The following is a 20,132-nucleotide window of genomic DNA, read 5'->3' as shown; positions in this document are numbered from 1 at the left end:
GTGTCGCGCCGGGGGCGGCCCCGCGTCGCCGGCTCAGCGCTGGGACAGGGCGTCCAGGTGCTCGCGCCGGACGGCGTGGGTGTGGGCGCGGTACTCGGGGTGGCGGCCGGTCCAGGCCTTGACGAACGGGCACACCGGGACGATGCCCAGACCGGCCCGCACGGTCTCCTCCAGCGCGAAGCGCACCAGCCGGGACGCCAGCCCCTTCCCGCTCCAGGCGTCCTCGACGACCGTGTGGTAGAAGATCCGCTCCCGGCCCGGGCCACCCCCGTCGGGGTCCGCGGCAGCGGTGTCCCGCCGGACCTCGTCGACGTCGAGGTAGTACGCGGCAGCGGCGAGCTCCTCGCCGTCGAGGGCCTCGAACCGGCCGTGTCCCGGCGCGTCGCGCAGGCGGAAGGGCTCCTGCGCCGACGTGGGACCCGGTGCGGTCGTCTCCCGCGGTGCGGCCTGCGCGGACCGGTCGTTCACGCGTCCTCCCTCACGTCGGTGGTGCCGGTGCCGGTGAGCGGGCGGTGCCCGCGGGGCGGGTGGCCGGCGTGCCCCCAGTCTCCCCCAGAGGGCGGTGCCGGTCACCCGTCACCCGACGGCCCCGGGCGGGCGTCCCGGAGGACGGTCAGCCGGCCGGGGTGTGCGTGCGGGTGCGGGCCTCGGCGGCGGCGAGGACGGTGGGCAGGTCGGCGGCGGGGACGGGCCGGCCCAGCCAGTACCCCTGAGCGCGGTCGCACCCGGCGGCGCGCACCGCCGCCCAGTCCCGCGCCGTCTCGACGCCTTCGGCCACCACGTCCATCCCGAGGCGGTGGGCCAGGGCGCTGACCTGGTGGGCCACGGCCTGCTTGCGGGGGTCGGCGTCCAGGCCGGTGATGAAGGCGCGGTCGATCTTCAGGGTGCTGGCCGGCACGGTGCGCAGGTAGGTCAGCCCCGCGTGCCCGGTGCCGAAGTCGTCGATGGCCACCGGGTGCCCGCGCCGGCGCAGTTCGCGCAGCAGGGCGCTCGACGTCCGCTCGTCGGCCAGGGCGGCGGTCTCGGTGACCTCCAGCTCCAGCGCCCGGGCCGGCACCCCGTGCCGGGCCAGGTGCCCCTCCAGGACGTCCAGCAGGTGCGCGTCCAGGACGCGGGCGGAGAGGTTCACCGCGACGACGAGGTCGCGCCCGGCGGCGCACCAGCCCGCGACGTCGGCGGCGACCAGACCGATGACGGTCTCGGTCAGGGGGGTGATGAGGCTGGACCGTTCGGCGACGTCGAGGAAGGCCCCCGGGAGGAGCAGCCCCAGGTGCGGGTGCTGCCAGCGCACCAGCGCTTCCAGGGCGACGACGCGCCCGGAGCTGCAGTCGACCTGCGGCTGGTAGTGCACGGTCACCTCCCCCCGCTGCAGGGCGTGGCGCAGCTGGCCGTGCAGGAGCAGCTGCCGGGCCGAGCGCTGCGCCAGGGCCGCGTCGAAGCAGCGGACCGGCACGCCCTCGCGCCGGCCGGCGGTCAGGGCCGCGTCGGCGCGCCGCAGCAGGTCGACCGCGCCGCTGTCGCCGCCGTCCTGACCGTCGCGCCCCGCGTGGCCGGCCAGCCCGGCCTGGGCGACGACCTCCAGCTGCACGCCGGCCACCTCCCGCGGCTGCTGCAGGTCCTGCAGGACGTCCTCGACCCAGCGCGCCACGACCGGGGACGTGCTCACCGTCCCCTCGCCGTCGACGAGCCCGGCGGCGAGGGCGGTCCCCGGTGCGGGGTGGACCCACAGCACCCCGAAGCGGTCGTCGCCCACCCGCGCCACGGCGCTGCGGGCCGGGGAACCGGTGTCCGGGGTGGCCGGGCTGGCCGGGGTGTCCGGGGAACCGTGGCCCGGCCGGTGCCAGGGGTCCCGTCGGCAGGCCCGGTGCAGCTGCTGCCCGATGCTGGTCAGCACCGCGTCCCCGACCCCGTGGCCGAAGGCTTCGTTGACCTGGGCGAAGCCGCGCAGGTCGAACAGCACGACGGTGGTGCGCCCGGCGGTGGCGCAGGCGGTGTGCACGGCGTCGGCGAAGGCGGCCCGGTTGGGCAGGCCGGTGACGTGGTCGGTGCGGGCGAGGTGGGCGGCGGCGTCCTCGGCGCGCCGGCGCTGCCGGTGCTCCTCGCGCAGCTGCCGGCCCCGCCGGGCGCCGAAGCAGAGCATCAGCAGGTGCGAGACGGCCAGGAAGAGCACCAGCGTGCCCAGGTGGAGGTGCGGGTGGGCGGCGTCCAGGCGGTTCAGCCGCTGCAGGCCACCGGCCAGCTGCACCACCGCGGTCAGGGCGGCGCTGACCACGACGACCAGCACGGCCTCCGCGACCACCCGGGCGCGCAGTCCGGCCGGGCCACGACCGGAGGAGCGGGTGGAGGTGGGCGCAGGCACGTTCTCCGACGTCGGTCGGGACCGGCGCCGCCTGTACGTCTCGGGGCGGGAGTGAACCCGCACGGTCTAGGACGCCGTGACCTGCGACCCGTGGGGCGCCCGCCGCCCGCGCCGGTTCGACCCTCCACGCACCGCCCCGCCTCAGGGGGTGCGGGTCGCGGTGATGCCGCCGTCGACGGCGATCTCGGCGCCGTGCACGTACCCGGCCCGCTCGGACAGCAGCCAGGCCACGGCGTCGGCGACCTCCTCGGGGGCACCGGGGCGGCCGGCGGGGGTGCCGGCGGTCATGCGCGCGATGACGTCGCGGTCGGCGGCGTCGGCGTTGACGGGGGTGCGGGTGGCTCCGGGGGAGACGGTGTTGACCCGCACACCGCGGGGACCGAACTCCGCGGCCCAGCTGCGGGCCAGCTGGATCTCGGCGGCCTTGGTGGCCGAGTACAACCCGACGAACGGGTGCCCGACGTGGGCCATCCAGGAGCCGATGACGACGACGGCACCGGAGCCGCGCTCGGCCATCGCCGGGGCCAGTTCCGCGGTGAGGACGTGCGGGGCGCGGACGTTGACCGCCAGCGTGGCCTCCAGGTCGGCGTCGGTGAGGGTGACGGTGTCGACGGCCGGGCACAGGGCGGCGTTGTGCACGACGGCGTCGAGCCGTCCGCCGGCGGCGGCCGTCGCGGTGCGGGCGAGGTCGCGCAGCACGTCGGGCGCGGCGGCGAGGTCGGAGGGCACGAACACGGCGCGTCCCCCCGCGGCCTCGACGTCCGCGACGACCGACGCCCCCCGGGCCCGGTCGCGGCCGGTGACGACGACGGTCCAGCCGTCGGCGGCCAGGGCCCGGGCGGTGGCGGCGCCGATGCCGCTGGTGGAACCGGTGACGAGGACGGTGCGGGAGTTCCCGGTGGACTGCGGTGCGGTGGTCATGGCGACCACTGCACCGGTTCGCGCCGCGGCGCACCAGGGCGCGCGCTGCCTGGTCACGGCGTGACCAGGTCCGCCGCGAGGCCCCGCCCTAGGGTGGGTCCGTGCCTGCCGACCGTGCCGCCCTGGGCGCCTTCCTGCGGTCCCGTCGCGACCGGCTGACCCCCGCGCAGGCCGGCATCACCGCCTTCCCCGGGCCGCGCCGCGTCCCCGGGCTGCGCAAGGAGGAGCTCGCCGTCCTGGCCGGGTTGAGCCCGGACCACTACAGCCGCCTGGAGCAGGGGCGCCAGCCCACCGTCAGCGAGGACGTCGTGGACGCGCTGTCCCGGGCCCTGCAGCTGGACGACGTCGAACGCGCGCACCTGCGGGACCTGGCCGCGCCGTCGGCGCGTCGGCGCTGGGCCGGGCCGGAGGCGGCGCAACGACCGGACCCGGGGATGCTGCGCTTGGCCGGCGCGCTGGACCACGTCCCGGTGCTGCTGCTGGGGCGGCGCTCGGAGGTGCTGGCGCGCAACGCCTTGCTGAGCGAGGTGCTGGGGGCGCCGGTGGAACCGGGGTCGTCGTTCGCCCGTTGGTTGTTCCTGGACCCGCAGGCGCGCCGGCGGATCGTGAACTGGGCCGACTTCGCCGCGGCGGCGGTCGGGGCGCTGCGCTTCGAGGTGGGGCGCCGTCCCCAGGACCGGCAGCTGACCGGGCTCGTCGCGGAGCTGCGGGCCGCCGACGCCGACGTCGCCCGGTGGTGGGACGACCAGCGAGTCACCTTCCGCACCTCGCTGACCAAGCGGGTCGACCACCCGGCCGCGGGCCGGCTCGAGTTCGGGATCGAGTCGGTCGTCGGTCCGCACGACCCCGACCAGCGCCTGGTCGTGTACACGGTCGAGGCCGACTCCCCGACGGCGCGCGTGCTGCCGCTGCTGGCGAGCTGGGCGCTGGAGCAGCGGGGGGCGGAGCGGGTTCCCCCGGCGGGCCGGTCCCGGCCGCCTGCGCCCTGACCGGCCAGGACCGGCCGGCCCGGGTGCCGGGGTGGTCGGGTCCTAGGAGATCGGCGAGACGTAGGGGAAGTTCTCCGACGGGCTGCGTGGCACCGAACCCCGGCCCAGGCCCAGGCTGATCGGGCTGTCGGCGGCCAGGGTGAACACGACGTCGGGCGCGTCGTCGGTGAGGTTCCGCCCGTTCCAGCCCAGCAGGTCGAACGAGGCGGGTGTGCCGACGGTGTAGGGCAGCACGTTGGGCAGCAGGCGGTCGACCAGCCGCTCGGCGTAGGCGGTGGGGTCGGCGGCGGTCCCGTGGGCGGCGACGAACCCGGCGATCCGCTGCGTGAGCAGGGCGGCGTGGGTGGCGCGGTCGGTGGCGGGGGTCCCCTCGTTGAGGCGTTCGGCGAGGTCGTCGTCGAGCTGGGCGAACAAGGGGTGGATCATCGGCAGGCCGATGCGGTTGACCGGCCGCCAGCCACCGGCGTCGGTGGCCAGCCACGCCACGGCCCACACCCGGATCCTCCCGTCCGCGGCGGTCGAGGGCAGGTGCTCGTCGGGGACCTCGAGCACCAGGGAGTGCACGTCCTGGTCGGCGAAGAGGTTGCGGGCCCGCGCGGGGGTCCAGTCGCCCAGGTCGGGCACCGTGCCCTCGTGGACGGCGTGCCCCACGGCGTGCAGCACGGTGGGTTCGATCGAGAACGGGTCGGCGGCCCGGCCCGCCCAGACCCGGATCCCGCTGTCGGTGCTCGTCCCGGTGTTCGTGCCGGTTCCCGGGTCGGCGCCGGTGCGCGCGCGCAGCAGCACCTCCCCCTCGGCGTGCGGGTCCGCCGCGTCCGGGCCGGTGAGGACCCTCAGGTCGAAGCGCTGGGTGCCGTCCTCGTCGCGCTCGTCGAAGGTGAAGCGGTACGTGAGGTCCTCCACGGCGTCGCCGTCGAGGTCGACCTTGAGCTCGTAGCGGCCCTCGGGGTGCCACCCGGGGGTGGGGGCCTGACCGAGGGAGTGGCAGGTGTTCAGGACGAACGCGCTGCCGTGCCGGCCGCGGAAGAGGTAGAGGTCGGTGGTGTCCAGGCGCACGTCCTGGCGGGCCTGCGGGGAGTCGAGGTGGTGGGACACGGTCGGTGACCTGCCGTTCCTGGTGGGGGTCGGGTGGGTGGGTTCGGGTTCCGGTGCCCTCACACCGGGCAGGCGTCGGGGGTGCACCGCCGGCCGCCGCCGGGAACCGCCCGCGCGGCGGGCGGCTGCGGTGAGGACGGTTCCGCGCCGGCCGGTCCGCCGACCAGCGCCGCGATCTCCGCGCCCGGCTGCAGGTCGGGCAGGTGCCCGAAGACGTGGCGCCGCAACCGGCCTGCGCGGTCGAGGAGCAGGACCGTGGGGGTGCTTTTCATGCCGTAGCGCCGCATCGTCACCGGCAGGGGGTCCCCGTCCTCGCCGGGGGCGTCCACGCCGACGGGGAAGGTGGTGCCGTACTCGTGCACGAAGGCCGCCAGCGACTCCACGCCCATCGCGCGGTGGTGCTCGAAGACGGTGTGCAGGCCCACGACGGCGACGTCCTCGGCGGGGAAGGACGCGTGGGCCAGTCTCAGCAGCGGGACGGTGCGCTCGACGCACGCGGGGCGGAGCACCTGGAAGGCGGCGGCCAGGACCACCCGGCCGGTGAGGTCCGGCAGGTCGAGGGGGTGGTCGGTGTTCAGCCAGTGCGACGTTCTCCAGCGGGGGGCCGGCGGCCACCCGGTCGTGGGTGCTGGTTCGGGTTCCACGGAGTTCCTCCTGGTGGAGCGGGTCCCCGGCGAACCGCCGGCCGGGGTTCGTCGACCCGGCCGGCTGGTGCGGGGCGGTCCGGTCGCGGGTGGGTCAGCGCGCGGTGAGCAGGCGGACCCGGGGGAAGTCCAGCGGGACGGCCAGGGCGACGTTGACGTAGTTGGTGAAGAGGTTCAGCGCGACGTGGGCGATGAGTTCCACGATCTCCTCGTCGTCGAAACCGACGGCGCGCAGCCGCGTGAAGTCCTCGTCGTCGACCTGCGCGCGCTGCTCGACGAGGGCGTGGGCGAAGGCGAGGGCGGCGGCCGTGCGCGGGTCCTCGGAGTGCCCGGCCTGCGCCTGGCTCATCTCCGCGCTGGTCGCGCCGGCCTTGCAGCCCAGGGCGGTGTGGGCGGCCAGGCAGTACTCGCAGTTGTTGCGGTCGGCGACCAGAACGGCGATCTGCTCGCCGAGCTTGGCGGGCAGCCGGCCGCCGCCGAGGGCGCCGAAGGCGCTCCACATCATCTTCAGGGCGGCGGGGGAGTTGGCCACGGCGCGGAACATGGCCGGGGTGACGCCGAAGGCGGCGGTGACGTCGGTGAGGAGTTCCTTGGCCTCGCCGGTGGCGTCCTGGGTGCTGATCGAGGGAACACGTGCCACGGGGATCTCTCCTGTTCACGGGGTTTCACGTCCATCGGGGTTCCGCGCCGGGTGCTCCCGCTGGGAACCGGGCCGGGCGGTCGGCTGCGCTGAGCGCTGGGGGTGCGGATCCGGTCGCCGACAACCGTTAGGACTACTATTTGTCTCGGGGGTGGGGGTGTCAAGAGTGTTAGGATCACGAAGTGAGCAGGACGGCGATCTTCGACGCGCTGAGCGAACCGGTCACCCGGCGCATCACCAGCGGCCTGACGCGGATCGCCCTGGTCCTGCGCACCCAGGCCTGGCGCGGAGCCGAACCCGAGGGCGTCACGCCCACGCAGGCGCAGGCCCTGACGGCGCTGCGCGAGGGCGGCGACGGCCTGCGCCTGTCCGAACTGGCCGCGCAGCTGGGGGTTTCGGCCCCCACCATGAGCGTGCGGGTCAACGCCCTCATCGCCAAGGGTCTGGTGCTGCGCGAGGCGGGGGTCGACAAGCGCTCGATCCGGTTGCGGGTGAGCCCCGCGGGGGCCGAACTGCTCGAACGCTCGACCCAGTGGCCGGACTTCCTCACCCGCGCCGTCGAGGTGCTGGACGACCGCGAGCAGGAGGACCTGCTGCGCTCGCTCGTGAAGATCGTCCGGACCCTGCAGGTGGAGGGGAACATCGCCCCGCAGCGCGCGTGCGTCACGTGCAGCCACTTCCGCCCGTTCGCGCACCCGGGCACCCCGCTGCCCCACCACTGCGCCTACGTCGACGCTCCGTTCGCCGACCGGCACCTGCGCCTGGCCTGCCCCGAGCACGAGGACGCCCCGCCGCCGCAGCAGCAGGACACCTGGGAACGCTTCACCGGGGGGACACCGGGTTCCACGCCGGGTTCCGCGTCGGGTCCCGCCCCGTCCTGAGGCGGCCGGCCGCCGCCGTGCGGCCGGGGAGGGCGCGCCTCAGGCCAGGCGGACGGCGTCGGGGTGACCGAAGAGCCCGGGCAGGCCACCGCTGTGCAGCAGGACCGTGCGCCGCCCGGTGACGACCTCCCCCTCCCGCACCGCGGCGATCAGCCCCGCCGCGGCCCGACCCGTGTAGACGGGGTCCAGCACGAGACCCTCCGTGCGCGCCACCAGGTGGACGGCCTCGGTCACCGCGGGCGTCAGGTGCGAGTACCCGTCCCCCACCTGGTCCGCGCGCAGCCGCAGGGAACCCCTGAACGCCCGGCCGGCCAGGCCCTCGACGAACCGGGTGACGCGTGCGCCGGCGTCGCCCACCGCACCCGTGTCGACACCGAGCACGTGCTCGGCGCCGAGCGCGTGGACGAGCCCGGCCATCGTGCCCCCGGACCCCACCGCGACCACGACGGTGTCCACGTCGGGGACCTGCTCCAGCAGTTCGCGGCCCGCGTCGACGTACCCGCGCGCGCCGGTCACGCTCGACCCGCCGAAGGGGATCACCTCGGTCGGGGTCCCGCGGCGGCGCCACGCCTCGGCCTCCGCGTGGACGCGGGCGTCGAGGGCGTCGTCGTCGACGTCGCCCGCCCAGACCACGTCGGCGCCGAGCAGGTGGTCGAGCAGGAGGTTGCCGCCGACGGTGGCCGGAGCCTCGCCCGCCAGGACCAGGACGGCCCGCAGCCCGAGCCGGGCCGCCGCGGCGGCGGTCAGCCGCGCGTGGTTGCTCTGCGGGGCACCGCTGGTCACCACCGCTCGCGCACCCCGTGCCAGGGCAGCGTGCAGGGTCAGCTCCAGCTTGCGGACCTTGTTGCCGCCGCCCCCCCCGGGCCGCCGAGGTCGTCGCGTTTGACCAGCAGGTCCCCGCTCCCGAGCCCGAGAGCGGCCGCCAGCCGCGGGGCCGCCTCCACGGGTGTCGGCCACGACGCCAGGGCGAGCCGTCCCGACGCCGGTGCGCCGGGCTCGTCGGGGTTCGTCGGTACCGGCGTAGGCACGGGGGCGCTCCAGGGGCGTGGGCGGCTTCGTCGGGTCGAGGCCGTGGTGGCATCGGGTCAGGTCATGGTGGGGTCGGCGGGAGCCGCCCGCACCTCGTCCGCGAAGGGCACCTCGCCCTCGAGGAGTTCCACGGCGCCGCCGGGCCGGCCGGGTGCCGGTGGTGGGGCCCACGGGTGGTGCGCGGGCCGCTGGGTGGCGGCGAGCAGGGCGGCCTGCCGGGCCGGAGGTCGGCGCAGAAGACCTCCCGGAAGGCCGCGAGGTCGACGTGGACGTCGGGGTTCTCCTCCCCACCGCCGGGGAAGGGCCGCGGCAGGACGCTGTCCAGCAGCAGCGACTCCTTGGGGTGCCCGCCGAGCACGAGCGGTGCGGTCGAGGTCGCCAGCACGGAGGCGACGTGCGCTGAGTCGTCGCCGAGGCAGCGACGAGGCCGGGGGCGAGGACTGCGCGGCGACCGGGCTGCTGAGGGGTGACGTCTTCCACGGTGGTTCCTCCTGCTCGTTCCGGATCGCACGGCCTGACGGTCGGTGACCGTGCTGCGGGTGAGGGTGCTGCGGGTCGGGGTGGACGAGGTGCCGCCCGGGTGAGCTGGCCCGCGGAGGGGGTTTCAGCGCGCGGAGCGGGCGATGAACTCCACGCCGGGCTGAGCCACCTCCTTCCCGCCGTGGTCGATGGTCGTGGAGTGGCCGTGGCCGGGAACCGTGACGAACTCGATCAGCCCGGGGTTCCTCCGCTGCAGCCCGGAGATCGCTCGGCGATCTTCACCGGTGCGGTGTTGTTGTTCTCCCCGCCACGACCAGCAGGGGGCCGTGCGGTCGGGGCTGAACCGGTCGACGCGGGTCCCACCCCGGGCGAGGACGTCGGGACCGGCGAAGGCCTCCTCCACGGTGCCCGGGTGGTCCGGCCGGCCGGGGGCGACGGTGGTGCGGCCGTGGGTTTCGAGCAGGTCCCGCCGTGGCTGCCAACTGCTCGACAGCAGCCACAGGCCGTGCACGAGGACCACGGGCTGCAACCCGGAACCGTTGGCGCGTTCGATCTCGGCCAGTTCCCAGTCGGCCAGACCGTCACCCACCACCACACCGCTCACCGCTACCTCCTCGACGCGAGCCCCTCCGGGAGTGGACGACCACGACGCCAGGTGCAGCGCGGGAGCAGGACTCGTCCGTTCCCGCAGTGGACCCAGCACCCCCCTGCGGAGTTCGCCGTCCTGCGGCTCGGGTGTCCCGGGGTCCTTGACAGCCCGACCCCCGCGGAGCAGCCTGTCCGCACGGGTTCGGCGCGCGCAGCCCCAGGGTGCCCTCATCCGCCGGGGCGTGCGGTGGCACGAGGGGGAAACCGTCGTGGTGGAGTTCCGCGCGTCCGTCAGGACCACCCCCTCGCCCCGTTCCTCGGCGTGGTCGCCGCCGGGCGTTCCGTGCTGGAGCAGAACGGCGTCGCCTCGACGGTCGCACCCGTTGGGCTCGGTCGTCTCCTCGCACCTGACCCGCACGGACACCCACGCCACCGACCTGGACGTCCAGCAGTGCGCGGACCTGGAGCGGCCCACGCTGGACCTGGTGCGCGCGCTGCTCGCCGTCACCGCCCGCCGTCACGACACCTCCGGGCGGTGCACCCACCTCGTCCTGTCCGAGTTCGGCACCTCCTTCACCGACCGGGTCCGGCGGCACCGCCTGCAGGGCGCCGCTGCCGATCTCCTCGAACCCCGTTCTGCTCGGGGCGGGATCTCGCAGATCGCCTCCCGCTGGGGGTTCCCCGACCACGCCGACTGCACCCGGGCCGTCACGCGCCACTCCGGGACGAGCCCGAGGGACGTGCGGGAGCGAGCCTCCGAAGACCTGCGTGGCGGGCCCGAGGCACCGGCCGGTCCCCGCCGGCAGCGGTCGAGGACGGGTGAACGGTGACGGAGAGGACCACCCGCGGGAGGTCCAGCGGGTGGTCCTGTCCCACGTCGACGTCCTGGGCCACCGCATGGCCTACCGGCACACCGGTTCGGGCAGGCCGGTGGTGTTCCTGCACGGCAACCCCACGTCCTCGCTCCTGTGGTCCGGCGTCGTGGCCGAGCTCGCTGACGCGTACCACTGCCTCGCCCTCGACCTGATGGGCATGGGGGAGTCCGACAAGCTGCCCGGCACCGGGGACGAGCGGTACTCCTTCCGCGAGCACGCGCGCTTCGTGGACGCCGGCCTGAGCGCCCTGGGTCTGGAGGAGGACGTCGTGCTCGTCGGGCACGACTGGGGTGGGGTCCTGGCCGTCGACTGGGCCCGCCGGCACCCCACGGCGGTGCGGGGGATCGGCTACTCGGAAGCCGGTGTCGTCCCGGTCTCCTGGCGGGACGGCACCGGACCGGACCAGGACCTGTTCGGTGCCCTGCGCAGTCCTGCCGGTGAGCGCATGGTCCTCGAGGAGAACGTCTTCATCGAGGTGGTCCTGCGAGCCGGCACGGTCCGGGAGCTGACCGCGAGCGAACTCCAGGCGTACCGCCGTCCGTTCTCCGCACCGGGAGAGGACCGGCGGGCGATGCTCGCGTGGGCTCGTCAGGTCCCCATCGACGGTGACCCCGCTCCCGTGCACGAGGTGGTCGCCGACGGGGCCGCGTTCATGGCCGGGAGCCAGGTGCCCAAGCTGCTGATCCGCGGTGAGCCGGGGGCGGTCATCACCGGTGACGTCCTCACCGCGTGCCGCCGCTGGCCGCACCAGGAGGAGGTCGTGGTGCCGGGGACCCACTTCCTGCCGCACGACTCCTCGCCGGCGATCGCCGCCGCGCTCAGGGACTGGCTCGACCGGACCGTCGGGCGGTGAGGCCGTCGACCGCCGGACGACGCGACCTCGGACGGGTCCTGGTCGTCACCGAGCTCCTGGCCCGCCGGCCGTGGGGCTCACCGCCCGACGGTCCGGTTCAGCCGGTGTAGTGACCGGCCCGCAGGTCCTCCAGCAGGGTCGGGCCGACCGGTTCCCACCCGGTGAGCCGGCGCGTGAGGGCGCTGGAGGCGGGCTGGTCGGTGCCCAGGAGGGTGCCGAAGACGCCCAGGGGCCCGGGGTCGACGGGCCCGGCGGGCAGGCCGGTCCGGTGCGCGACGACCTCGGCGACGGCGCGCAGGGGAACGCCCTCCTCGCCGACGGCGTGCAGCACGGCGCCGTCCGGCGCGTCCTGCAGGGCCAGCAGGAACAGGCGGGCCGCGTCGTGCAGGTGGACCGCGGGCCAGCGGTGGTGACCGTCACCGACGTAGGCGGCGGTCCCCAGTTGCCGGTCGAGGCCGACGAGGCCGGCGATCAGGCCGTTGCGGTCCCCGGCGCCGTGCACGGACCGGGGCATGCGCACCACGGCGGAGCGGATGCCGTGCCGGGACAGGGCCAGGACCGCGTCGGCGGTGCGGGCCCGGGCGCCGGCGGGTCCGGCGGGGTCGAGGACGTCGTCCTCGGTGGCGGTGCGCCCGGGCAGGATCGGGGTCCCTGAGGCGGCGACGAAGGTCTTCCCGCTGCCGTGCAGGGCTTCACCGAGCGCGGCGAGGAGGGCGACCTCGTTGTCGACGGTCTCCTCGAACCGGGCGAAGTCGAGGGTGAACGCCAGGTGCGCCACGGCGTCGGCCTGCCGGGCCTGTTCGATGACGACGTCGTGCTGGCTCACGTCGCCGCGCACGGCGCGAGCGCCCAGCGCTTCGACGGTGCGGGCGGAGGCGGCTGAGCGGGCCAGGCCGACGACCTCGTGGCCGGCGGCGGTGAGCTGGGTGGTCAGGGCGGTGCCGATCCAGCCTGAGGCTCCGGTGGTGAACACGCGCACGGTGGTCCTCCTCGGGGGGTGGTGGGGCGGGGTCCCGCAGGGAGCCCGGGACTCCCGATGTGACTCGGTCTCATCACCGTACCTCCTGATGTGACTCGGTCGCATCACGTAGGGTGGGTGCCGTGGCGCGATGGGAACCGGACGCACGGGGGCGGCTGTGGCGCGCCGCCGTCGACCTCTTCGTCGAGCAGGGCTACGAGGCCACCACGACCGCCCAGATCGCCCAGCGGGCCGGTCTGACCAGGACCACGCTGTTCCGCCTCTTCCCCGACAAGCGGGAGATCCTCTTCCAGGGGCAGGACGCGCTCGTCGGCTCCGCCGTCGAGGCGATCGGCCAGGTCCCCCCGGGTGCCCCACCGGTGCGGGCGCTCGCCGCCGCGCTGGCCGCGATGGCGGGGGCGCACCCCTCCGACCGTGACGGCAGCAGGCGCCTGACCGCGCTCATCGCGGCCAGTCCGGAGCTGAGCGAGCGCGCCGGTGCCAAACGGGTCGCCCTCGCCGCCGCCCTGCAGGACGCGCTGCGGGAACGGCTCGGTGGTGCCCGGCGCGCCGGTCTGCTGGCCGACGTGGGGGTCAGGGCCTACTACGACGGGTTCGACACCTGGATCGACGCCGACGAGGACCGGCCCCTCACCGCGTGCGTGCAGGAGGAGCTCGACCGGTGCGCACACGCGTTGCGCGACGTGCTCGGGCGACGACCGGTCGGTGCCGGGGACTGAGCGCGGCCGGGCCGGCACCGGCCCGGCGGTCCCACCGCGCGGACCGGACCCCGCGGCCCGCTGCGGCGGCGCGTCAGGCGCGCAGGGCCGCGACCAGCCGGTCCTCGTCGATGCGCGTGCTGCGGCCGTCGCGCACCACGACCTCGCCGTCGACCATGACGGTGTCGACGATGCGCGGGCTGCCCGTGGTCAGCAGGGCGGCGCCGGGTTCGCGCACCGGCAGGCACCCGAAGTCGCGGTCGAAGCGGACCAGCGTCAGGTCCGCCGGGGTGCCGACCGTCACCCCGCCACCGGGCCGGCGGGGCAGCCCCAGCACGCCGCCGGCCCCGTCGACGGCCATCGCGACCACGTCGGCGAAACCCAGCAGGTCGGCACGACGGTGCGTCGCGCGCTGCACGTAGGCGGTGGTGCGCAACGTCTCCAGCATGTCCTGCCGGTCGTTGGAGGCCGCCCCGTCCACCCCGAGCCCCACCGGCACGCCCGCCGCGAGCAGCGCGGGGACCGGCGCGACCCCGGACCCCAGCCGCATGTTCGAGACCGGGTTGTGGGACAGCGCGGCACCGCGGTCGGCGAGCACGCGGATGTCCTCACCGCTCAGGGCCACCCCGTGCACGGCGAGCACCCGGTCGCTGAGGAAACCCGCCTCGTCCAGGTACTGCACGGCGCCGCGGCCGGTGTGCTCGCGGCACATGACGTCGTCGGTCTCGGTCTCCAGCAGGTGGATCGAGATGCGCAGGTCCCGCTCGCCGGCGAACCCGGCGACGGCGCGCAGGCCCTCGGGGGTGAGGCTGCGCGGGTTGGGCACCGCCAGGGCGGGGGTGGTGCGCGAACCGCGGGTCCCGGCGACGAGCTCGTCGACGTGGGCCAGGACGTCCTCCAGCGGTTCCATCAGCCGCGGGTCGAAACCCCACCGGCGGCTGGGGTCGGGGCGGTCGGCGATCCCGCGCCCGACCAGGGCCCGCACCCCGACGTCCTCCAGCCCCCGCAGCAAGGCGGCGTGCACCTCACGGGACGGGTGCGGCCACAGGTGCTCCACGAGCGTCGTCGTCCCGCTGCGCAGCCCCTCCAGCGCCCCCGCGACGGTCGCCAGGTAGGCCGACTCCGGCGTCACGGACGCCATGTGCTCACCCACCGACAGCAGCCAGGCCAGCAGCGGCTGGCCCTCGCCCACCCCGCGGCAGGTCGCCTGCTGCAGGTGCGTGTGGGTGTTGACGAACCCCGGCAGCAGGTGGGCGCCGGAGCCGTCGAGACCGGGTGAGCCGGGGCGGTGGTCGCGGATCCCGGTCACGGTGCCGTCCTCGATCAGGACGTCCTGGTGGTCGGTCCAGCCCGTCCCCGTCCACACCGACACGTCGAGGACGGCCGGCGGGGGCGGGGTGGTCGTGGGGCTGGCGGTCAGCTGCGGGGTCGGCACGTCGGCACTCTCCCCGGTCCCTCCCCACCGCGACAAGAACCCCGGACTGCATGCAACACGATGTTCACACGGCAGGTCTTGGCGGTCATCGCATGCAGCGGCACGATGGCTGCATGACCGCCACCCCTCCCATGACCGAACTGCAGCGCGAGTCCCGCATGGGCGCGCTCGGCACCGAGCGCGACCGCGAGATCCCGCAGGTCGACCTGTCCGACTTCGAGGCCCGCCGGGCCGAGATCACCGAGGCGCTGTGGTCGGCGGCCACCGAGGTCGGGTTCTTCCAGATCGTGAACCACGGCATCCCGGCCGCCGAGGTCGACCGCGCCTTCGCGATGGCGAAGGCGTTCTTCGACCTCCCCGTCGAGGTCAAGCAGCAGTTCCCGCTCGACAAGCCGAAGAACTCCGGGTGGGAGTCGGGCACCCAGGTGCGCCCCTCGGTCGGCACCCCCGACCGCAAGGAGTCCTACCAGATCACCCGCCCGCACATGGCCGGCCTCCTGCCCTCGCCGGAGCAGCTGCCGGGGTTCGCCGAGTTCATGCTCGGTTTCGAGACGCGCTGCTGGGAACTGGCGATGCGGGTCCTGTCCTGCTTCGCCGACCGCCTGGGTCTGGACCGCGACTTCTTCGCCCGCGCGCACGACCCGGCCTCGGACACCTACCAGTCGACCCTGCGGATCCTGCACTACCCCGAGCTCCCGGCGGACGTCGCCGCCGAGCCGGGGGTGTGGCGCGCCGGGGCGCACACCGACTTCGACTGCCTGACGCTGCTCTTCCAGCGCACCGGGCAGGGCGGGCTGCAGGTCTGCCCCGGCCGGGACCTGGAAGCCCCGGAGTGGACGTCGGTCGTCCCCTCCGACGACGCCATCACGTGCAACATCGGCGACATGCTCATGCGCTGGAGCGACGACCAGCTGCTGTCCAACTTCCACCGCGTGCGGATGCCCGGCGCGGGGGAGTACACCGGCCCGCGCTACAGCATGCCGTTCTTCGCCCAGGCCAACCGCGAGGTGCTCATCGAGACGCCGCAGGGCACCTACCCGCCGATCACCGCGGCCGACTACCTCGCCGAGCGGATCCGCGCCAACTACGGCACGCCGAAGGCCTGAACCCGGTGACCGAGGTCGAACTCCTCGTCGACAGCGTCTACTCGACGCTGCTGGACCGGATCGTCGACGGCCGGCTCTCACCGGGATCGGTGCTCAGCGTCTCCGCGCTCGCCGTCGAGCTCGGCGTCAGCCGCAGCCCGGTGCGCGAATCGGTCCAGCGGCTCGTCGCCGAGGGCGTCGCGGTGACGGTCGCGCACACCGGGGCCCGGGTGGCGACGGTGACCCTGGCCGACCTCGAGGAGGTCCTGCGGGTGCGGGAGGTGCTCGACGGGCTCGCCGCCGCGGAGGCGACCGAGGCCGTCGGCGCGCGCGACGTCGCCCGCCTCGAGGAGCTGGTCGAGGCGGGTGAGCGGGCCGTGCGCGGACCGGTCGACCCGGCCGGCGACGCCGCGCTGGACCTGAGGTTCCACGCGCTGCTGCGCGAGCTGTCCGGCAACGCGACGCTCGCGGAGACCCTGCGCCGCCTGGAGGTCCGCGCGCACCTGTTCGGCGCGGGCCTGTGGGCCGACCAGCGCCACCGCGAACTCGCCGTCGCCGAGCACCGCGGCATCGTCGCGGCGGTCGCGGCCGGCGACGTCGCGGCGGCCCGCACCCGGGCCGCCGCCCACGTCGCCGCGCTCGCCGTCCGGATGCGGCGCGCCGCCCGCTGAGGTGGTCGCCCGTCCGGTCAGCCGGCGACCGGGGCGAGCCCCTCGGCGACGGCCCGCGCCGCCCGCAGCTCGGCCACGGGGTCCGGCGCCGCGTCCAGTTCCAGCAGCCGCACCCCGGCGGTCGGCGTGGTGGCCATCACGGCGGCCCAGGCCGGCCAGTCCACGACGCCCTGCCCCATGGGGCGCATGAAGCGCCGGTGCACCGCGTGGACGTCCTCGTCGAGGACCAGGTCGGCCGGGAAGGGCCCGGCGGCGTCCTTCCAGTGCGAGACGAGCACCCGGTCGGCGAACTCCCGGGCCAGCGCCACCGGGTCCTGGCCGGACAGCGTGAGGTGCGCCGAGTCCGGGCACAGGCCCACGAGCTCCGGGTCGGTCAGCGCCATCAGGGTGCGGACGTCCTCGGCGGTCACGGTGACCGAATGCGACTCGGTGTGGACCGCCAGCCGGATCCCTGCCTCGGCCAGCGACGCGCCCACCGCGTCGCACACCCCGGCCAGGTGCCCCAGCAACCGCCGGTGCTCGTCCGCGGTCATCGCCGGCACGGGCGCGTCCGGGCCGCCGGCCAGCATCGGGGTGCCCAGGACGAGGATCCCCGCTCCGGTCCCGCGCAGGAAGGCCGCGTACTCGGCCACCTCCGCGACGGCCTCCTGCGGGCTGAGCCCGCCCCAGTGCGTGCCGTTCAGGAACCCCGACAGGACCCGCACCCCGCGGGCCCCGAACGCCTCCAGCACGCCGTCGACGGAACCGAACGCGGCGAGCGCGCTGCGGAAGTCCAGGGGCGGGAAGGTCAGCTCGATCCACGGGACGCCGGCTTCGGCGAGGGCGTCGAGCATGCGCTCCCACATCTCGCGGGGGTGCTGCGCGCACCAGGCGACCATCTCCTCGGCGGTGGACACCCCCCAGAAGCCGGGGTGGTAGAAGGTCACGAGGTCGACGCCGTACTGCGGCTCGGAGGAGATTTGCGGCATCCCCGCACATTAGCCTCCGCAGCCGTGTCGCGGGAGTCCTCGCGGGCGCGGCGCGGCGCGGCCGCCGTCTAGGCTTCCGGTGTGCCACCCGTGGACCCCGCCGTCATGCGGCGCCTGAACGCCACCCTGACGTTCCGCCTCCTGCGCGAGGCGCCCGCCCCGCTGACGATGACCCAGCTCACCCGCGGGACCGAACTGTCCCGACGCACCCTCGAGCTCATCCTCGACGACCTCACCGCCGACGGGTGGGTGCGGGAGGTGACGGTCGGCTCCAGCGGGGTCGGGCGCCCGCCGCGGGCGTTCGAGTTCCAGCCGGGCAACGCGCTCTTCGCCGCGGTCCAGCTGGACTCGCACGCGGTGCGCGCCGTGGTCGCCGACACGCACGGACGGCTGCTGGCCTCCGAGCGCAGGGTCCTGGGCGACTACCTCGACCCGGGGACGACGCTCGACCAGGCCGTCGACGCGCTGAACGCCGCACTGGTCGCCTCCGGGCGTCAGGTGGGGGCCGTGCGGGCCGGGGCGGTGGCGATGCCCGGTCTGGTCGACGCCGAGGGGCTGGTGATCGGGCTGGTCGACGCCCCGGTCTGGACCGGCGTCCGGCCGTCAGCCGTTCTGGCGCAGTCGTTCCCGTTCCCCTTCGTCGGGGACAACGACGCGAACCTGGCGGCCGTCGGGGAACGCTGGAAGGGTGCCGCGCAGGGGGTGGACAGTTTCACGTGGCTGCTGGCGGGGGCCCGCAACGGTGCGGGGATCGTCATCCGCGGCGAGGTCCACCGGGGTTTCCGCAGCTCGGCCGGTGAGATCGTCCGCGCGCCGGCGGTGGGCATGTCCGAACTGCACGAGCACCCGCTCGGCGGCCTGACCCACCCCGACCCGCGCCACCGGGCGCGCGCCGCGCAGATCGTCGAGCGGATCCGTTCCGGGGACCGCGAGGCCGGTGCGCTGCTCGACGAGTTCGCCGCCCCGCTGGCCCGGGTGCTGGCGACGCTGGTGTGGACGATCGCCCCGCCGCTGGTCGTGCTGGGGGGCGGGCTGGAGCTGGCCGCCGACGTCCTCGTCCCTCGGCTGGAGGCCGCGCTGGCGGCCGGAGGGGCACCGGCGGTGCCCGTCCGCGCCACGTCCCTGCAGGGGGACGCCGTGCTGCTGGGGGCTCTGCACGAGGCGCGGGCCAGCGTCGACGAGGACCTGCTGCGAGCGAAGGCCTAGACCCGGCCGACCCCGGGCGCCTATTGTGCGACTTCCCCGCATATTGGAGGTCGTCCGTTGACCAGCCACACCGCTGCCGCCGACCTGCTCATCGTCGGCGGTGGACTCATGGGGGCCGCGGTCGCGGCCCGGGCCCGGGCCGGACGCCCGGGCACGCGGATCGTGATCGTCGACGCCGGCCGGCCGATCGGGACGGTCGCCGGCGCCCACCTGCACGACTCGGCCGAGCCCGACGTGCGCGAGACCTACCTGCAGCGCGTCGAGCCGGGCGTGCAGTCCCTGTACCTCGGCGCGGACCCGACGCCCTCCCTCGGGGGCAGCATCCGCGACGCCCGCCCGGGCATGTACAACGTGTCCGCCTTCGGCTCCGACGCCGCCGCCATGCCCGCCGCGGCCGTCGGGCTCAACGCCGGGGGCATGGGCGTGCACTGGACGGCGGCGACGCCGTGGCCCTGGGGCGCGGAGGTCTTCGACGAGGACGCCGGCGCCTTCGCCGCCGACCTGGCGACCGCGCAGCGGCTGCTGCGCGTGCAGGCCCGGCCGTTCGCCCCCACCGAGGTCGGCGACCGCGTCCTGCAGGTGCTGGACGGGCTGTTCGGACCCGTCAGCGCACCGGGGCGGCACCCGCAGGCCATGCCCATGGCGGTGGCGCCGGGCCGGGTCGGGCCGCTGGCGCGCACCGGTCCCAACGTGGTCCTGCCCCGCCTGCTGGACGGCCCCGGCGACGACTTCGAGGTGCTCACCGGGACGGTGGCCCTGCGCCTGGTCCACGACGGCACCCGGGTCGCCGGGGTCGAGGTCCGCGACACCCGCACCGGCGAGGAGCGCACGGTCACCGCCGCCGCCGTCGTCGTCGCGGCCGACACCTTCCGCACGCCGCAGCTGCTGTTCGCCTCCGGCATCCGGCCGGAGGCGCTGGGCACCCACCTCAACGAGCACGCCTTCCTCACCGGTCAGGTCCTGGTCGACCTGCCGCGGCTGGGGGTGGACCTGGAGTCGGTCCCGCCGCCGCTGGAGGGGGAGTGGGTCGTCGGTTCCCACTGGCTGCCGCACAGCGGGGACGCGCAGCCCTTCCACGGCCAGATCATGGACCGCCTGTTCGTCGACGAGGCCGGAGGGCGCCTGGGGTACTCGACGGGCGCCTCGCTCTACGTCCCGACCGACGTCGACCCGGCCAACCGGCTGGTGTTCGACGAGGACGAGGTCGACGCGGCGGGTCTGCCCCGGCTGCGCGTGGAGTACCGGTACACGGCCGGTGACCTGGCCCGCATCGAGGAGGGCCGGGCCACCCAGCGCCGGCTCTGCGAGGCCCTGGGCGACTTCGAGCCGGACCGCGACTCGGCGCTGCTGGCGCCGGGTTCCTCGTTGCACTGGACGGGGACCACCCGCAGCGGCCGGCACGACGACGGCACCTCCGTGTGCGACCCGTCGGGCCGCGTGTGGGGTTTCTCCAACCTGCACCTCGCCGGGGGTTCGGTGGTCCCGACACCGGTGACCGCGAACTCCACCCTGACCGCGGTGGTCACCGCCGTCCGGGCGGCCCGCGGAACCCTCGACGCCCTCGAGCAGGAGACGGGCGCGCTCGTCCTCTGAGCACCGCCGCGTTTCGTCCCGGTAAACAGTTCCGGGGATCGGTGAGAACCGCGCAAAACTCTTGTACCGTTGCCGCAGAAGCGATCGCGTGCACCGGGACGGACCGTCACGGCCCACCCTCCCGCTCCCGTCCGGTGAGCACC

General features: G+C 75.5%; 19 protein-coding genes and 1 pseudogene. 9 read left to right on the top strand and 11 right to left on the bottom strand.

From position 1 onward, the window contains the following. Positions 1-33 precede the first annotated feature (33 nt). The 3 genes from BJ968_RS00665 to BJ968_RS00655 all read right to left on the bottom strand — a co-directional run bounded on the left by BJ968_RS00665 (position 34) and on the right by BJ968_RS00655 (position 3,280). Entirely contained in the window at positions 34-468 is a 435-nt protein-coding gene (locus BJ968_RS00665) for an N-acetyltransferase (RefSeq protein ID WP_218884669.1), read from the bottom strand. Positions 469-613: 145 nt separating this feature from the next. Then, on the bottom strand, positions 614-2,359 hold the full coding sequence (locus tag BJ968_RS00660) for an EAL domain-containing protein (RefSeq protein ID WP_179748323.1): 1,746 nt from the start codon (positions 2,357-2,359) through the stop codon (positions 614-616). Positions 2,360-2,500: 141 nt separating this feature from the next. Then, positions 2,501-3,280 carry an SDR family NAD(P)-dependent oxidoreductase gene (locus tag BJ968_RS00655; protein ID WP_179748321.1) on the bottom strand — a complete coding sequence of 260 codons (780 nt, stop codon included), beginning with the start codon at positions 3,278-3,280 and terminating at the stop codon, positions 2,501-2,503. A gap of 101 nt (positions 3,281-3,381) precedes the next feature. Here BJ968_RS00655 and BJ968_RS00650 point away from each other — a divergent pair, with 101 nt between their 5' ends. Beyond that, entirely contained in the window at positions 3,382-4,269 is an 888-nt protein-coding gene (locus tag BJ968_RS00650; RefSeq protein WP_179748319.1) for an MmyB family transcriptional regulator, read from the top strand. Between the two features lie 42 nt (positions 4,270-4,311). Here BJ968_RS00650 and BJ968_RS00645 read toward each other — a convergent pair whose 3' ends face one another. The 3 genes from BJ968_RS00645 to BJ968_RS00635 form a co-directional block, all read right to left on the bottom strand. Then, positions 4,312-5,364 carry a DUF4331 family protein gene (locus tag BJ968_RS00645; RefSeq protein ID WP_179748317.1) on the bottom strand — a complete coding sequence of 351 codons (1,053 nt, stop codon included), beginning with the start codon at positions 5,362-5,364 and terminating at the stop codon, positions 4,312-4,314. Positions 5,365-5,423: 59 nt separating this feature from the next. Then, positions 5,424-6,008: a thioredoxin domain-containing protein gene (locus tag BJ968_RS00640; protein WP_179748315.1), complete on the bottom strand. Its 585-nt coding sequence runs from the start codon at positions 6,006-6,008 to the stop codon at positions 5,424-5,426. A 94-nt stretch (positions 6,009-6,102) separates the two neighbouring features. After that, a complete protein-coding gene (locus BJ968_RS00635; protein WP_179748313.1) occupies positions 6,103-6,648 on the bottom strand; it encodes a carboxymuconolactone decarboxylase family protein in 546 nt (181 codons plus the stop codon). A gap of 182 nt (positions 6,649-6,830) precedes the next feature. Between BJ968_RS00635 and BJ968_RS00630 the strand changes: the two genes are divergently transcribed. Continuing rightward, complete coding sequence (locus BJ968_RS00630) at positions 6,831-7,529, top strand: MarR family transcriptional regulator (RefSeq protein WP_218884668.1); 699 nt, start codon at positions 6,831-6,833, stop codon at positions 7,527-7,529. Between the two features lie 39 nt (positions 7,530-7,568). On the opposite strand, the pseudogene BJ968_RS00625 reads toward BJ968_RS00630, so the two are convergent. Further along, positions 7,569-8,494, bottom strand: a pseudogene (locus BJ968_RS00625) (pyridoxal-phosphate dependent enzyme). Positions 8,495-9,162: 668 nt separating this feature from the next. Then, the gene (locus BJ968_RS00620; protein ID WP_218884666.1) at positions 9,163-9,642 is read right to left on the bottom strand and encodes a lipase family protein; all 480 of its coding nucleotides are present in this window, start codon (positions 9,640-9,642) and stop codon (positions 9,163-9,165) included. A 367-nt stretch (positions 9,643-10,009) separates the two neighbouring features. On the opposite strand from BJ968_RS00620, the gene BJ968_RS00615 reads away from it, so the two are divergent. Together BJ968_RS00615 and BJ968_RS00610 are read left to right on the top strand one after the other, a co-directional pair. After that, positions 10,010-10,456, top strand: coding sequence for a helix-turn-helix domain-containing protein (locus BJ968_RS00615; RefSeq protein WP_179748311.1), 447 nt, complete (start codon positions 10,010-10,012; stop codon positions 10,454-10,456). Continuing rightward, complete coding sequence (locus tag BJ968_RS00610) at positions 10,446-11,354, top strand: haloalkane dehalogenase (RefSeq protein ID WP_218884665.1); 909 nt, start codon at positions 10,446-10,448, stop codon at positions 11,352-11,354. The genes BJ968_RS00615 and BJ968_RS00610 overlap by 11 nt, the downstream gene beginning before the upstream one ends. Before the next feature lie 97 nt (positions 11,355-11,451). Here the strand turns inward: BJ968_RS00610 and BJ968_RS00605 are convergent, their stop codons facing one another. After that, a complete protein-coding gene (locus BJ968_RS00605) occupies positions 11,452-12,333 on the bottom strand; it encodes an NAD-dependent epimerase/dehydratase family protein (RefSeq protein WP_179748309.1) in 882 nt (293 codons plus the stop codon). Positions 12,334-12,455: 122 nt separating this feature from the next. Between BJ968_RS00605 and BJ968_RS00600 the strand changes: the two genes are divergently transcribed. Beyond that, a complete protein-coding gene (locus tag BJ968_RS00600) occupies positions 12,456-13,052 on the top strand; it encodes a TetR family transcriptional regulator (protein ID WP_179748307.1) in 597 nt (198 codons plus the stop codon). Between the two features lie 73 nt (positions 13,053-13,125). Here BJ968_RS00600 and BJ968_RS00595 read toward each other — a convergent pair whose 3' ends face one another. After that, positions 13,126-14,466, bottom strand: coding sequence for an amidohydrolase family protein (locus tag BJ968_RS00595; RefSeq protein WP_218884664.1), 1,341 nt, complete (start codon positions 14,464-14,466; stop codon positions 13,126-13,128). 113 nt (positions 14,467-14,579) lie between these two features. Here BJ968_RS00595 and BJ968_RS00590 point away from each other — a divergent pair, with 113 nt between their 5' ends. Further along, a complete protein-coding gene (locus BJ968_RS00590; RefSeq protein ID WP_179748305.1) occupies positions 14,580-15,572 on the top strand; it encodes an isopenicillin N synthase family dioxygenase in 993 nt (330 codons plus the stop codon). Between the two features lie 5 nt (positions 15,573-15,577). Beyond that, entirely contained in the window at positions 15,578-16,222 is a 645-nt protein-coding gene (locus BJ968_RS00585) for an FCD domain-containing protein (RefSeq protein ID WP_179748303.1), read from the top strand. 17 nt (positions 16,223-16,239) lie between these two features. On the opposite strand, the gene BJ968_RS00580 is transcribed toward BJ968_RS00585, so the two are convergent. After that, the gene (locus BJ968_RS00580) at positions 16,240-17,190 is read right to left on the bottom strand and encodes a sugar phosphate isomerase/epimerase family protein (RefSeq protein ID WP_179748301.1); all 951 of its coding nucleotides are present in this window, start codon (positions 17,188-17,190) and stop codon (positions 16,240-16,242) included. A gap of 81 nt (positions 17,191-17,271) precedes the next feature. Between BJ968_RS00580 and BJ968_RS00575 the strand changes: the two genes are divergently transcribed. Both BJ968_RS00575 and BJ968_RS00570 read left to right on the top strand, forming a co-directional pair. After that, on the top strand, positions 17,272-18,396 hold the full coding sequence (locus BJ968_RS00575; protein WP_179748299.1) for an ROK family protein: 1,125 nt from the start codon (positions 17,272-17,274) through the stop codon (positions 18,394-18,396). A gap of 57 nt (positions 18,397-18,453) precedes the next feature. Beyond that, positions 18,454-19,989, top strand: coding sequence for a GMC oxidoreductase (locus BJ968_RS00570; protein ID WP_218884663.1), 1,536 nt, complete (start codon positions 18,454-18,456; stop codon positions 19,987-19,989). The last annotated feature ends 143 nt before the right edge of the window (positions 19,990-20,132 follow it).

This window comes from Kineococcus aurantiacus (assembly GCF_013409345.1).
GTDB classification, from domain to species: Bacteria; Actinomycetota; Actinomycetes; order Actinomycetales; family Kineococcaceae; genus Kineococcus; species Kineococcus aurantiacus.
This window is presented reverse-complemented; position numbering and strand designations above follow the sequence as displayed.